The following is a 15,055-nucleotide window of genomic DNA, read 5'->3' as shown; positions in this document are numbered from 1 at the left end:
ATTATGAATCTATTAATCATTTACTCATTGCTCGTTGAGAATTTGTCGACCAGTTGCATATTTGATGAATCAATTCATTGACGGATGCCGAAATAAAAAGCACAGCTCATAACGAGCTGTGCTTCAATTGATTTTTCAAGTGATGCAGAAAAGAGTCCTTCATTGGTAAATCCACTTTCCCAGTTACCGCATCAACCATATAAACCTCTCTTCTGCTTCCTTTAATATAGCCTACCCAATAGGGCAAATAGAGTTTAGAAGGTTCGTCTAAAGAAATATGGATCTGTTTTCTCTTTTTCTCTTTTCCAAAAGCTTCCCAGTATAGCGCATGTTTTGCCTTTTCTGGATTTGGAGAGCAATGAGCAAAGGTTTCCCCAGGAACTTTTCCTTCTTTCAGAGGATAATCCACTGGTAGAATAGCAGCTTGCTCAGAAATCGATTCAATCGCTATTCTTCCGTTAATTCCCTCTTTTAATGAGGTTGTTTCCAGGTAGTACGCATACATCCAGAAAGGGAGATAGACTAGTTCACTCGATTCAACCTCTTTTTTGTTTTCAACGATACGCAGCAGAAAACTCGAAGTATATTGCTTCATCGCTTTTAAAGCCTTCTGCCGGTCAATTGTAGGTTCAATATAATAAGCCATCTTTTCGATAACCCCTCTCTAGATCAACCCTATTAGATAAAGGCCAATCATAACAACAACGAAATATCCAATTAAATATAGCGGCCATCTTGATGTGCGGCGTTCTTCTTCAATTTCTTCATCACTTAGAGACGTTGCAGCTTCGGAACGAGCTTTTAATACTTCTTGTATGTCATCATCTAGGTCGAACAGCGTTAGGCCCGCTAGCTTCTCGGCTTTAGGTTTTGCACCAATAAGACTAACAACATATCCCACTCCTACCGAAACAATCGCTCCGACGAAATTATTGTATAACCATGATACTTCGGCAAACTGTGTAACGCCCCAAACGGACAACATCCCGGCTATAATACCAGTCACGGCACCTACTCCATTTGTACGTTTTGTAAATATAGCAAGGATAAACACTCCCAAAAGTGCACCATAGAAATAAGAGCCGATCTTATTTACAGCTTCAATAACCGGACCAAGATTAGCGGCAAAGAAAGCGAAAATTGTTGCGTAAATTCCCCAAAAAATTGTCGCCCAACGAGAAGCCTTTAGATAGTGCTCATCCGATGCATTCTTTTTCACAAATTGACCATAGAAGTCACGAATCGACACGGCTGACAATGAATTAAGAGCTGAGTCTAAGCTCGACATAGCAGCTGCGAAAACCCCCGCAATGATCAGACCCGAAATTCCTGCCGGTAACTGATTTACAACGAATAGTGGAAATAGCTCATTCAAGTTATCAATATTCGGATCACCAAACGTTTGATAGAATGCAAACAAAAGTATACCGATAAATAGGAAAAGTAGCATTTGCGGAATTAAAAGAACCCCGCTTAGAACGAGTGAAAGCTTACTTTCACGTATTGACTTACTTGTTAAAACACGCTGAATTTGACTTTGATCTGTTCCAAAGTAAGCAGCATGAAGGAAGAAACCACCAATCACACCTGCCCAAACACTATATTCAACAGAAAGATCAAACGAGAAATTGAGTGATTCAAGCATACCAGCATCTGAAGCGCTGCCAAGAATACTACTCATTCCGCCCGGAACTTTCACTAAAATAACAACGATACTAATTGCAGCTCCTAACCATAAGACAAACATTTGAATGACGTCAGTCCAGATAACCGCACTGATTCCACCAAGCACCGTATAGGATACCGCGATCACAGCCATTAAAATAATCGTTAGCTTAATGTCCCATCCTGTTACGACAGATAATACTAATGCAGGTGCATATAGAACAACCCCAGTCGCAAGTCCTCGAGCTACTAGAAAAAGGGCTGCAGACAATGTTCGTGTGCCTGCTCCAAAACGTCTCTCCAAATACTCATAAGCTGTATAAACTTCTGCTCGATAGAAAAATGGGACAATTGTTGCGATAAGAAAAGCCATTGCAAGAGGTACGTTAATAAACGTATTGATGCGCTCTAGTCCACCTTCATACCCCCAACCAGGAGCGCCTATAAAAGTAATCGCACTCGCTTGTGTCGCCATAACTGAAAGTCCAATTGCCCACCATGGGATGCTTCTTCCTCCAAGAAAGTAGTCTTTTGTCGTGTTTTGCTTTTTACCGAAACGCGCTCCAAACCATGCAATCCCCAGAATATAAACTACAAGCACAATGTAATCCAGCATTGTAAATTGACTCATCTTCTATTCCCCCTTTTCTTCACTAATCCATTGGTATAGCGTCATAAAGCGCTTGCTAGCACGATATAATAAATCAGGTCCTCGTCTTATTGCTTCCTTCAATTCCATTGGTTCATCAATAATAGGTAGAACGGTCATGATGCCTTTCTCTTTATCTTCTATAATTGTTGAAGTCCCAGCGAAAGCGATTGCAGGAACGTTAACAGATTTAGCTAGCTCAGAAATACCTGAAGGTACTTTCCCATATAACGTTTGGGAATCTAACTTTCCTTCCCCTGTAATCACCAAATGACTTGACTTCATTTGTTCTTTAAGACAGCTATGTTCAGCTATTAAAGAGAATCCGCTCATAAAAATGGGATCTAAGAAAGCTAGTAAGCTAAAACCAAACCCGCCAGCTGCTCCGCTCCCCTCGCTGTTCTCCAAATTCATGCCGATTTTTTCACTCACTCTATTTGCATAATTATTCATTCCAGCTTCAAATCTAGTTATATCACTAACACCTTTTTGTGGTCCGAACACAGAAATAGCGCCTTCCTCTCCAAGTAAAGGATTTGTTACGTCAGACGCTACCACCACTTCCACATCTTTCAGACGAGAATCTAATGATGTCAGATCAATAGTAGAAATATGAGCCAGTGTAGCTCCATTCGCCTTTATTCTCTCACCTTTCTGATCGCGAAATTGCACACCTAATGCTTCAAAACAACCCGTTCCTGCGTCTACAGTTGCACTACCACCCAAACCGAGTATGATTTTTCGAGCTTTCTTATCGAGAGCGTGTTTGATTAACTCTCCTGTTCCATAAGTAGATGCATGATCTGGATCTAGTTCACTTTCTTCAAGCAGCGGAAGACCAGATGCAGAGGCTGTTTCAATAATCGCAGTAGATGTAGATTCTACCCAACTATATGCAGCCCTGATTGGGCGACCGAGCGGATCACTGATGCCATCAACCGTGACCTCTTGTCCATTAAGAATGTTCGCTAATGCTTCAACCGTGCCTTCTCCTCCATCAGCCATCGGAACAAGAATTGTTTCTGCATCAGGAAAGACTTCCTTTATCCCACAATTAATAGCTTGAGCCGCGGTAAGACTGCTCATGGACCCTTTAAAAGAATCAGGAGCTATCACGATTCTCATGAACTCACCTCCGATGAGCGCAACCAAAGCACTTTATAAGGAGATAACGTTATATCTGAAGAAATTTCACATTTGGAAATGAGATCGAAAGCAGTACCATCAAAATAAGAATCCAGTATTTCTCGTTTAAGCGTAACGGTGTCATCTGAAACATTTGTAATCGCTACCACTCTGTCTCCTGTGTGTTCATTCGTTCGAACAACAGAGAATACGCGACGATCCAATTCTAAAACTTGTTGAGAAGCATTTGGGTGAAAAGCTTTATTTGATTTGCGAATTCGGATTAGTGTCTTAAGGTCATTGAACACTAGATTCCGTAAACTTCCTTCTGTTTGAAGCTCTTTTTCCAGACTTGATCTTGTTAACTTCTCGCGATTAATCGAACGATAACGTCCTGTTTCTTTGACGCCATCCTGATCGTTTTGAGATCCTAGTAAACTATGAATGTAAATACCAGGAACACCCATCAATGAAAGCAGTACAGATTGAGCTGCAATAAAACGCTTTGATTTCTTCTCATTCGATTCACCGTTAGTTGAAATCGCATCCAAATAATTGATGTTCAATTCATATGGGCTCTTAGTACCGTCTCCATTATCTTTATAAGATACGTATCCGCCATTTGCTTGTACTTTATCCGCCATTCTCTGTACTTCAGACGTTGTTAGAATACCTTCAACTGGTCGAACTCCTATTCCATCATGAGAAGCAAGAAAGTTAAAATACGTCGTTGAGTCTGTAGTCGGTTCAAGTGATTTTGCCCATTGCGTCAACTCCGATGCCTCTCCTGTTTGAAACGAATGAAGCGTTAATGGAGGTAAAGGGAATTGATAAACAAGATGTGCTTCATTTGAACCGTTTCCAAAATAACTGATGTTATCTTTATGAGGAACGTTGGTTTCTGTTATAACGATGGTGCCTGGTGCCGCTTCCTCAAGCACTTCTCTCATAACCTGTACTAGCAAATGCGTTTCTTCCAGGTGGATCGATGTCGTGCCGAGCTTCTTCCACATAAAGCCTATCGCATCTAATCTTAAAAAACGGGCTCCTTTCTCAACATAGGTGAGAAGAATATCAAGTATTTCAAGAAGCACACGATCACTCTCATAATTTAAGTCAATTTGATCTTCACTAAACGTCGTCCAAATGTGCTTCTCTCCATTACTCGTTTCAACTGTTGTTAATAGAGGAAGCGCTCGCGGGCGCGTCACTTTGCTATAGTCAGCCTCAGGATCGGCTTCAACGAAGTAATCCTGATACGCCTCGTTACCTTTCAAATACTCTTTAAACCATTTGCTTTTACTTGAAATATGATTAATAACCGCGTCAAACATTAAGTCTGATTGATGAGAAAGTGCTCGAATGTCATCCCAGCTACCAAGCTCTTCATTTATCGTTCTATAATCCATTACAGAAAAGCCATCATCACTGGAGTAAGGATAAAAAGGAAGAATATGCACGGCATTAATTTCATTTGTAAGATGATCCGATAAAAATTTTCGAAGCGTTTTAAGAGGGGCCTCTCCTTCTTCTTTAATAGAATCACCATATGTGATCATCATAATATCTTTTTCATCAACCCATTTTTTCTCAGGCTCGATTTGCTTCTGCTTATACGTTTCAATTAAATCCATTACTTCTGAGGTCACAGAAAGCGCTCGTTGCTCTCCGTAGAGCTGTCCTAATTTATTCACTATGCTTTTCTTCACTGTCGTTTCCATATGTCCTGCCTCCCGGTTGTTATTCTACTATTAGTGTATTAAAGGTTTCGAAAGCATTCTATGTTACGAAAAACCAAAATAAAAGCTAATTTATCTTTTGTTTTGGTATACATAACAAAAGACACCTTCGAGAAGGTGCCTACACAGGGTTTGATTTATAAAAAGCAAGAGCCACTTGTAGAAGAACAGAATCCTCATAGTTTCGTGGGTCATATCCAGTCCATTCACTTATTTTCTTTAAGCGGTATTGGAGAGTGTTCTTATGAATAAATAATTCACTAGATGCTTTTTGGATGGAGCCGTTTGCTTTGTAGAATGTTTCAAGTGTTTGAATCAATTGATCTTTTTTCTCCACTCTTTCTAAAGGAAGAATACGCTCAACAAAATCTAATCTCACTTCTGGCGAAAGATCATACAAGAAAGATTCAATACCTAGCTGATCATAGAAAAATAAATTACTTTGCTTTCGGGAATGAAGCAAGGCTTTCTCTGATTCTTGTACAGATTTTGAAATTTCTCTTGGCGTGTTATACATCCTTCCAATACCGGCTGCCATTGTAAAAGGATAAGTTGATTCAATCGCCTGTTGGATTTGTTCCAAACGAAATTGAATCTTACGCTTACGATTCGATTCAGGAACCTGATCATTAACAGAAAGTAACAGTGTATATCGAGTACTTCCTGTTGGGATAATCACATGCTGACTATTAGGTGGGAACCTCGATTGAATTTCCTGAAGAATAGCACGACGAAAACGTTGAATCTCAAGTTCTCCTTTAACATCAGCTTGATAGCTTGATAGCTTTTCATATATTAAATCATTCATTCCAATCATATCAAGAATAACTGCCACTCTTGGGATGTGAACATTAATGCCAAGAATCCAGCCTCTTGAGGCAAATAATTTATCGTTGTCCCACTTACCATCAATCCATTCATCAATAAACGCTTCTTTTGCTCGATCTTCTAGCTCAAGTTGCTCATCCAGATAGGCTTCCTTAACAAGAATCTCAGTCATTTTTTGAATAACCTCACCCATCTGCTTGATTTCTTCAGGTTCTCCAGTAATGCCGATCACACCAATAATCTGGTCATGCAAGAAAACGGGTAAATTTATTCCTTTTCTTGTCCCTTCTAACTCATTATCCTCTTCGATCACTAAACTTCTTTGCTGTTGCAAAACATTGTAGGCTCCTTCATGAAAGTGCCCAATACGATTTGGGTCCGTACTGGCAATAATCTTTCCTTCGCCGTCCATAAAATTAATGTTACGACTAATGATTCCTTCTGTTTCCTCTACAATTGATTGAGCAAGTGGAGGTGAAATAATCATCTATTTACGCCTCTTTTCTATAAGTTTAGCGTCACACTTTCTTACTTGAATGCTTCTTCTCAAAAGAATGTCATTATCATAAAAAAACGGGCAGCTTCTTACCCGCTGACCCGCTCTTCTAAATTTTTCACTCCGACACTTACGTTAAGCGTTTGAGCACCGCCGATATAAACCCCTTTTAACGGAGAAATATCGCGATAGTCTCGTCCGACTGCTATACGAATATGCTGCTCTCTAGCAATCGCATTATTCGTTGGATCGAGTCCAATCCAGGCTAACCCCGGAACTTTCACCTCAAGCCAGGCGTGAGTTGCTGCATCGCCACGATAAGCGGAGTTTTCTCCAATGTAAATGTATCCGCTCACATAGCGTGCTGGAATCCCACGGTGCCGGCAAAGAGCAAGCATTAAATGGGTGTAATCCTGACAAACGCCCGTACGATGAGTTAAGATTTTCTCAGCTGTTGTCTCTACGTTCGTTGCTCCAGACACATACTCCATTGTGTTGTAAATATGTTCATTTAACTTCACTGCAAAATCAAGCTCATCTTGCGCATTTGCCCAGAGTTCTCGCGTTTCTTCTTCCATTACATGCTTTGATATCGTCGTATAATCCGTCTCAATCATATATTCGGTATACGCCTGTTTAAATGAATCTGAGTGAAGTTCCGTTCGCTGCTGATCTGTCAATGGTAACGTAACATCTAAGGCTAGCGGATGCACTTCAACCGTTGAAACGGTTTCAATTTCAAGATCTTGATGCTCGCCCCAAAGATAGAACGTCTCGACATAGTTCCCCCAATAATCGGTATGACCATAAGTCTTGCTTTCAGGTTGGATACGGACTTGGTAGTCATGAAGCGTTTGTTGCACATCATGCAGCGGACGCAATCTGAACTGATTGATGCTCTGCCTTACTGGCAACTCATATTCATAAGTGTTCGTTTGGGTAACTTCGTATTTCATGGTATCACAACTTCCCCCAGATAATAGGTTTTCGTAATGTGCATGCCAATCGTCATACAGCGGTGTTGAAAACTTTGAAGAAACGCATGGGCACCTTGATTGAGAATTTCTTCAATCGAAAAATCGTAAAGATCATTGGAAAGATGTTCGAGCTCCTGTGCAAGTGACTCTGAATAATGTTCAACATGACCATCTTCGAGCGCTACGAAGGCGTTACGTACTTTTTGGATACAGTACATCATTGACCTAGGAAACTCAGCATTTAGAATGAAGAACTCAGCTACATTCCGACTTTTAATTAACGGACGATACGTTTTAATATAAGCTTCGTGTCCACTGACTGACTGAAGAACAGACCACCAATGATGATACTCGACAATTTCTTTATTCTGATAGCACTCTAAATTTTTATGATAATACACATCTAGGATGCGAGCGGCTTTTTCAGCCCTTTCCAGGTGTTTACCCATTTCCATGAAAAGGTAAGCATCCCCTCGTGGCATTGTTGCTTCAACAATTCCTTGAAAGAGAAGAGAATCCTTTTTTACAAACTCACAAATGTCACTAATTTCTTCCATTGTCCAGGGGGTATGACTCTGCTTCTTTAATTTTAAATAAAACGAATTGATGCTCTCCCATAATTCATTCGGAATAATTTCTCGAACGGCTCTAGCATTTTCTCTTGCGATCGTAATGGTATTTAGAATAGAATTTGGATTTTTTAATGAGAACAATAAAAAGTCCATCACATTTCGATCGATTGGATGTTGATATTCTTCATCAAACACCTCTTGAAAACCGCTAATTTCAATGAGCTCGTACCAGTTTTGATTCGTTTCATCAATCGGATTAGCATTTTCAAGACGGCTCGTTAACTTTACTGCTATTAATCGCGAATTATTTTCTGCTCTCTCCACATTCCTGGCTAACCAATACAATGAATCAGCTACTCTGCTTAGCATCGAAAGTGCTCCCCCCTCTTCTAAATATGTACTGGATTTTCTTCAAGCACCCATGTATCTTTCGCGCCTCCACCTTGTGACGAATTGACGACAAGGGAACCTTCTTTTAGCGCGACACGTGTTAAACCTCCTGGGAAAACGTGCGTCTTTTCTCCTCCAAAAATAAAAACGCGAAGGTCAACGTGACAAGCGGCAAAGCGGTCTTCTTTAAAAGCCGGCAAGCGAGATAGCTTGATTGTTGGCTGAGCGATAAATTCAGATGGGTTTTTAAGAATTTGTTGTCGATAGGCTTCAATCTCTTCCTCAGAAGCATGAGGGCCAATTAGCATATTGTAGCCACCTGAAGCGTTCGTATGTTTTACGACTAGCTCTGACAAATGATCAAGGACATATTCTAGCTGATCGTCATATCGTAAAAGATATGTATCAACATTTTTGACTAGTGGCTCTTCCTTTAAGTAATAACGAATCATGTCAGGGACAAAATGATAGATCGCTTTATCATCAGCAACCCCGTTGCCAATTCCATTTAAAATCGATACATTTCCTGCACGGTAGACGTCGATCAAGCCTGGCACGCCAAGTAAGGAATCTTCACGAAATTCAAGTGGATCCAGAAACTCATCATCGATCCGTCGATAAATAACATCCACTTTTTTTAACCCTCGAGCGGTTTTCATATAGACTTGTCGTTCCCTTACAACAAGATCTCTTCCCTCAACAAGCTCAATACCAGTTCGCTGAGCGATAAAAGAATGATCATAGTAAGCTGAATTATGAACGCCAGGTGTTAATAGGACAATGGTCGGTGATGAACTGCCTTCTGGAGCAAGTGAAGCCATAGCGGAATGAAGATAGGAAAACTGCTGTTCAAGAGACTGAACAGAATATTGATTAAAAAATTCAGGATACACTTTTCTCATGACATAACGATTTTGAAAAACATAGGAGAGGCCCGAGGGGTTCCGAAGGTTATCTTCTAAAACGCGATACTCGCCGTTATCGTCTCGAATTAAATCAATGCCCGCCATAAAAATGTGCTGCCTTCTTGGAAGATCGATCCCTGCTACTTGCTGAAAGAAATGCTGACAATTCACGACGAGATCACGTGGAATAATGCCGTCTTTTAGGATGTGTTGTTCGTGATAGACATCATCTAAAAATGCATTCAAAGCATCGAAGCGCTGCATGAGGCCACGCTCAAGCTCCTGCCATTCATCTGGAGGAATAATTTTTGGAACAAAATCAAACGGCATCGTTCGTTCCGTTCCTTCGTTATCACTATAAACTGTAAATGTTATGCCCTGCCTGAGAAAATCACTCTGCGCCAACTCATAGCGCGATTGCAATTCTTCAGGCGCTACTTCGTTTAATTTTTCATGGAACGGTTTGCAATGTCCTCTCGGCTCCTTGCCTTTCTGAAGCATTTCGTCAAAGTAACCATCTACATGATAAGAATGAAACATCGGCACTCCCCCTCCATTTAAGTACGTTCACATATTAATTTTAACATTTTTCTAACTATTCTAACAAATTTTTAGATAAAAAGGCGAAATTCCTCTATTTGTAGAAAGAACTTCTGTTTTGACAACAAAAAAGAACAGCATAAGCTGCTCTTTCAGTCGCTATCCTTTTACTGACCCTGCAAGTAATCCTTTCACAAAAAACTTTCCGAGAAAAATATAAACGAGAAGAGTAGGAAGTGCGGCTAAAAGCGCTCCGGCCATTTGGACGTTCCATTGCACAATTTGACTTCCGGATAAATTCTGTAGCGCAACCATGACGGGCTGCTGATCCGATGTCGTGATCGTTACAGCAAATAAGAATTCATTCCATATGTTCGTAAACTGCCAGATCGCTACAACCACAAAGCCTGTAATCGATAGGGGAATCATAATAAAACGGTAGACCCCTAGAAATCCCGCACCATCGATTTTCGCGGATTCAATCATTGAATCAGGAATGCTTGCATAGAAGTTTCGAAACATGAGTGTTGTAATCGGAATGCCATACACAACGTGAACAAACACAAGTCCTGCGATCGAATTATACAATCCAATTTCTCTCAGAAACTGAATGAGCGGGATAAGGATACTTTGATAAGGGATGAACATCCCAAATAAAATGACAGTAAACAGCGTATTGGCGCCTTTGAATTTCCATTTAGAAAGAACATATCCGTTCAGTGAACCTAAAAGAGCTGAAAGAAGCGTAGCCGGTATGACAAGATAAAAACTATTTAATAAATTCGGTGCGAGCTTCGTAAATGCTTCGGAATAGCTACTAAAATCGAAAGATGTTGGCAGCTGCCACATTTGACTTAATGTCACTTCTTCAAGCGGCTTCAAACTCGTAATAATCATCACGTAAACCGGCATAAGGTAAAAGCAAGAAAGGGCAATAAGTAGAAAGTAGAGAATGGGACGTGTGAACGATCTTATAGCCACTAGGCTTCCCCCTTCCGACTCGACCAGAGGTAAGGAACGATAAAGATCGCAACCGCTAAAAGCATGACGACAGCAATCGCTGCGCCGTTCGCGTAATAATTTCCTCTGAACGTCGTTTCATACATATACACACCAGGTACGTCTGTGACAAAGTTTGCACCCGGCCCCGTCATCGCATAAATTAAATCGAAAATTTTAAGCGAAATGTGCGCCATAATAATAATCACGCTAACAGTAATTGGACGAAGAATTGGCATAATAATTTTCCAATACACCTGAAACTCATTTGCACCATCCATCCGAGCCGCTTCCCTTACTTCTTCCGGAACACCTCTTAAACCGGCAAGATACATAGCTACTGAAAAACCGGTCATTTGCCAGACGGCCGCGATGACAACCGCAATCATTGCAATCGGGATACCAAATTCGATTTTCCCCCATCCAATCGCAGGGAAAATCGTTGTATCCGTATACCACTTTGAATCAAGACCGAGCTTTGCAAGGAACAAATTCACCCCTGTGGAAGGATTCAATAGCCACTGCCAGACCACCCCTGTGACGACAAAAGAAAGCGCCATTGGAAAGAAAAAAATGTTTCGAAACAGCGACTCTTGCTGGATCTTTTGGTCTAAAAGAACAGCCAGAAACTGACCCACCACGATCACCGCTAAAATAAATATAATTGTAAAAAAGAAGGTATTTCGCAAGTCAGCTTGAAAGCGAAAATCACTAAACAGATAAAGATAATTTTTCAATCCGACAAAAGAAAAATCTGGGACAAGCGAATTCCAATTGCTTAATGATACGTAGCCGGTCCATCCGATAAAGCCATAAACGAAAACACCAACTAAAAGAATCGATGGAATAAGAAAGCCAATCGCAAGCATGTGATCTTTTGTAAGCGACCGTTTTTTTCGCGTTGATACAGTGACCGATCTCATCTCAGTTTCTGTCTTCATCATCATCCCCCTTACCATTCAAAAAGGGAGAAGAGCCATTCTTCTCCCTTGCTCAATTTACTTAAGATCACCCGAAGCATCTTCAAGGGAACCAATTAATTGATCAACATCTTGTTGCGTTACAAAAATATTAATCGCCTGGTTTACTTTCGTAACAAAACCTTCAGGTGCAGCTGATCCGTGCGCAAGACTCGGTGCGAGACTTGCACTCTTGAAATCTTCAATCGTTTCTTTTCCATATTCATCATAGTTTGATAGATCAGCATCTACACGAGCTGGAATGGAACCTTTTAATGGATTAAATGCATCCTGCCCTTCAACAGAGCCAAGAACAGATAAGAATTTCTTAACGTCTTCAGGATTTGCTACACCCTTTGGCAAACCAAACGTATCCGTAATTACCATAAACATCTCTTCAGTACCTGGCGTTGCCACCCAACCAAAGTCCTCTTTCACCTTCAAATTAAGATCATTCACAAAGTAACCCTTCGCCCAATCTCCCATGACGTTCATCGCGGCTTCTCCATCTGCGACGAGCTGAGAAGCATCTTGCCAGTTACGAGAGCTATGGTCTTCGTTTACGTAGCTCAGCATTTTTTTGAAATTCTCAGTGGCTTCTTTTACTTTTGGATCATTAAATGATAGTTCCCCAGTAAAAAGCTTTTTGTAATCATCCGCACCAAGCGTTCCAAGGAGCGCTGTTTCAAAGAGATGCGTTGCTGTCCAGGGCTCTTTGTCACCTAGGGCAAGCGGTGTAACGCCAGCTTCCTGTAGCTGGTCCGCTGCAGTAAAAAACTCTTCGAATGTAGTCGGCGGCTCAACGCCATTTTCTTCGAAAACGCTCGTGTTATACCAGAGAACGTTTCCACGATGTATATTCACTGGAACGGAGTAAATATCCCCGTCTTTACTAACAAGATCAACTAAATCTTCTGGAAACTTATCTTCCCAACCTTCCGACTCGTAAAGATCGTTAAGCGTTTCCATTTTTCCCGCTGCAACCCAACCGTCATTTAACTCAGAACCACCATGAACTTGAAACGTTGCAGGAGGATCATCACCCTGCATGCGACTTGCAAGTACTGCCTTTGCATTCGTTCCTGCTCCGCCAGCAACGGCCGCATTTTCCACTTCAATATCAGGGTATTCTTCTTTAAATAAATCAATAAGCGCATTCAATCCATCTTCTTCCCCAGCACCTGTCCACCAGCTGAAAATATCAAGTGTTTCTTCATTATTTGACTCGCTATTGCCGTTTGTTTCCCCAGAACTCGAACAAGCAGAGAGTGGTACCAGAGCTAACACTAGAATTAAAAACCAACCGGTAAATGATTTAAGCCTTCCCTTCATACGATCGATCCCCCCATATCTTTTGTTACTCTTACTCTATCAAAATAAATCCTCACAAAATTATGTAAGCGTCTTCATATTTTTGTGGTTACCTTCACTTTTTTGTGGTTGTTTCATAAGCTAGTACAAGACAAATGAAAGAAGGGTCTTCTCATGCAAAGAGAGAATGATAAGGTAAGCAGATATTTCTGTTCGATTGAGGTGAAAATGAAGTGAAGTTATCCGAATTAAATCCAGACACTCTCTCAAGAGAAGAAATTACAACGTTAATGTTTCATGACACCATAGATGATCAGCAAACCGGGGAATGTATTCTCGTGTTTGGTGCCAAAACAATTCACCGCGTCATTAAAGCAGCAAACCTCTATCATGATAAACGCGCCCCTAAAATTCTCGTATCTGGTTCCGCAGCAAGATGGGGAGAAAATGAAGAACCTGAAGCCATATGGATGAGAGATCGGTTAGTCGAACTTGGTGTCCCATCTGAAGATATCCTTCTGGAGCTGGAAGCTGCAAATACAACAGAGAATGTACTCGCCTCGCTTATGGTGCTACAACGCTCCATCGGTCTTAATCAGATTCATCGACTCCTAATCGTCAGCTCTCCCTATCATATGAAAAGATGCCACCTCACCCTTACAACGTATATGCCAGATTGGATCTCTTATAGCTTTTGTAGTGACGATCGCGAATCAGGACAGCGAAACAACTGGTGGAAAGATGAACGAGAGAAGGCGCGAGTGATGAAAGAACTCCATTCGATTCAGCGGTATGTACAGGAGGGTATATTGAAAGATGGGGAGGTGCGTAGATAAACAAAGATAGGATTCTATTCTTTCAATGAATAGCTAAACGCCCAGCCACCTATTGGCTGGGCGTTTTTTATTGAAGAATCATCTTCGCAGTAAGTCATTTTTTATAGTTATAAAGCAGGAGAAATGCTTGTTTGTGCACGATTTCTCTTGAAAAACGCCATGGAAGCAACATTAAATTCTCGAGGTTTTTCAACATTACAAACGTGACCGCATTGCTCTAAAATGAGATGATTTGCCTGTTCATCACTTCTAGTATCTTCTAGCAAAGGCTTCAGAAAAAGGTGATCCTGTTCACCTGAAATGTATAGTTTCGGGATGTTTCCACTATTTTCTTGGACATCCATGTAAGTTTCTTTTACGTGAGGAGCCAGTTTATACCATGCAAGAAAATCGCTTCGATTCATTTTCAGGGCTTCTCTAATAAAGAGTTTTCGTGAACGCGCGTGATTCGATTTTGGCATCATGACATAAGCAAACAATTTATATAACCACATATATGGAATAAAAGATTTCACTGCATTTCCAGCCATCAGCAAAAAGGAAGCTAAGGGATTGAATCGGGTAATCGCTCCACCAAGCACAGCACTTTGAACACGTTCAGGTGCCTGTTGTAGCAAGTGATGTACCGCAACTGAACCTAGTGAAATGCCCACTAAATGGGCTTTCGTAATCTTTAGTTGATCGAGAAGAGCGAGAATTTCATTAGCAATTAGTTCACTCGTAAAAGGTTTCCCATAGCTAGACGTACTTGGTGATTGGCCATGACCTGGTAAGTTGATCGCTAACACATGATACTTCTTTTTGTATGTGCCTATTTGGTGACAGAAGATCCCGTAGTTTCCTCCGAGACCATGTAGCAAGACGATCGTTTCACTGCCACTGACCTTGTTTTTGTAAAGCTTATAATCAAGCATGATGATAATTCCTCTCTGTTTAAGGGATGTTGCGTCCCATAATTGCGTCTCAAGACAGTATAACTTTAGAAGGGTGGAGAAGGAAATAGGTAAATGGGTAATGACAAGAAACCGTCAATAGCTTGATAGGAAGACGATAAGCAGCGACTC

Annotated in this window: 13 protein-coding genes; 1 reads left to right on the top strand and 12 read right to left on the bottom strand. The window is 40.9% G+C overall.

All coding sequences use genetic code 11. The features are described 5' to 3' along the window. Positions 1-106: 106 nt before the first annotated feature. The 11 genes from LCL91_RS09830 to LCL91_RS09780 all read right to left on the bottom strand — a co-directional run bounded on the left by LCL91_RS09830 (position 107) and on the right by LCL91_RS09780 (position 13,176). Complete coding sequence (locus LCL91_RS09830) at positions 107-646, bottom strand: hypothetical protein (protein ID WP_224882046.1); 540 nt, start codon at positions 644-646, stop codon at positions 107-109. 18 nt (positions 647-664) lie between these two features. Further along, on the bottom strand, positions 665-2,296 hold the full coding sequence (locus LCL91_RS09825; RefSeq protein ID WP_224882042.1) for a sodium:solute symporter: 1,632 nt from the start codon (positions 2,294-2,296) through the stop codon (positions 665-667). 3 nt (positions 2,297-2,299) lie between these two features. Beyond that, the gene (locus LCL91_RS09820; protein WP_224882040.1) at positions 2,300-3,439 is read right to left on the bottom strand and encodes a glycerate kinase; all 1,140 of its coding nucleotides are present in this window, start codon (positions 3,437-3,439) and stop codon (positions 2,300-2,302) included. Then, a complete protein-coding gene (locus tag LCL91_RS09815) occupies positions 3,436-5,160 on the bottom strand; it encodes a sugar phosphorylase (RefSeq protein ID WP_224882039.1) in 1,725 nt (574 codons plus the stop codon). The genes LCL91_RS09820 and LCL91_RS09815 overlap by 4 nt, the downstream gene beginning before the upstream one ends. A gap of 139 nt (positions 5,161-5,299) precedes the next feature. Further along, a complete protein-coding gene (locus tag LCL91_RS09810; RefSeq protein ID WP_224882038.1) occupies positions 5,300-6,493 on the bottom strand; it encodes a CdaR family transcriptional regulator in 1,194 nt (397 codons plus the stop codon). A 98-nt stretch (positions 6,494-6,591) separates the two neighbouring features. Next, positions 6,592-7,458 (bottom strand): transglutaminase family protein, encoded by an 867-nt coding sequence (locus LCL91_RS09805; RefSeq protein ID WP_224882037.1) that lies wholly within the window; start codon positions 7,456-7,458, stop codon positions 6,592-6,594. After that, positions 7,455-8,420: an alpha-E domain-containing protein gene (locus tag LCL91_RS09800; protein WP_224882036.1), complete on the bottom strand. Its 966-nt coding sequence runs from the start codon at positions 8,418-8,420 to the stop codon at positions 7,455-7,457. The genes LCL91_RS09805 and LCL91_RS09800 overlap by 4 nt, the downstream gene beginning before the upstream one ends. A 20-nt stretch (positions 8,421-8,440) precedes the next feature. After that, entirely contained in the window at positions 8,441-9,886 is a 1,446-nt protein-coding gene (locus tag LCL91_RS09795; protein ID WP_224882035.1) for a circularly permuted type 2 ATP-grasp protein, read from the bottom strand. A 159-nt stretch (positions 9,887-10,045) separates the two neighbouring features. Then, on the bottom strand, positions 10,046-10,798 hold the full coding sequence (locus tag LCL91_RS09790) for a carbohydrate ABC transporter permease (protein WP_255640002.1): 753 nt from the start codon (positions 10,796-10,798) through the stop codon (positions 10,046-10,048). 68 nt (positions 10,799-10,866) lie between these two features. Continuing rightward, positions 10,867-11,808 carry a carbohydrate ABC transporter permease gene (locus LCL91_RS09785; RefSeq protein ID WP_425589677.1) on the bottom strand — a complete coding sequence of 314 codons (942 nt, stop codon included), beginning with the start codon at positions 11,806-11,808 and terminating at the stop codon, positions 10,867-10,869. A gap of 75 nt (positions 11,809-11,883) precedes the next feature. Then, positions 11,884-13,176 (bottom strand): ABC transporter substrate-binding protein, encoded by a 1,293-nt coding sequence (locus tag LCL91_RS09780; RefSeq protein WP_224882032.1) that lies wholly within the window; start codon positions 13,174-13,176, stop codon positions 11,884-11,886. A gap of 212 nt (positions 13,177-13,388) precedes the next feature. On the opposite strand from LCL91_RS09780, the gene LCL91_RS09775 reads away from it, so the two are divergent. After that, positions 13,389-13,991 carry a YdcF family protein gene (locus LCL91_RS09775; protein ID WP_224882030.1) on the top strand — a complete coding sequence of 201 codons (603 nt, stop codon included), beginning with the start codon at positions 13,389-13,391 and terminating at the stop codon, positions 13,989-13,991. A 107-nt stretch (positions 13,992-14,098) separates the two neighbouring features. Here LCL91_RS09775 and LCL91_RS09770 read toward each other — a convergent pair whose 3' ends face one another. Continuing rightward, positions 14,099-14,905 (bottom strand): alpha/beta fold hydrolase, encoded by an 807-nt coding sequence (locus tag LCL91_RS09770; RefSeq protein ID WP_224882029.1) that lies wholly within the window; start codon positions 14,903-14,905, stop codon positions 14,099-14,101. Positions 14,906-15,055 lie beyond the last annotated feature (150 nt).

Origin of the sequence: Guptibacillus hwajinpoensis, from assembly GCF_020171785.1 — a bacterium.
In the GTDB taxonomy this organism is placed as follows: Bacteria; Bacillota; Bacilli; order Bacillales; family Guptibacillaceae; genus Guptibacillus; species Guptibacillus sedimenti.
This window is presented reverse-complemented; position numbering and strand designations above follow the sequence as displayed.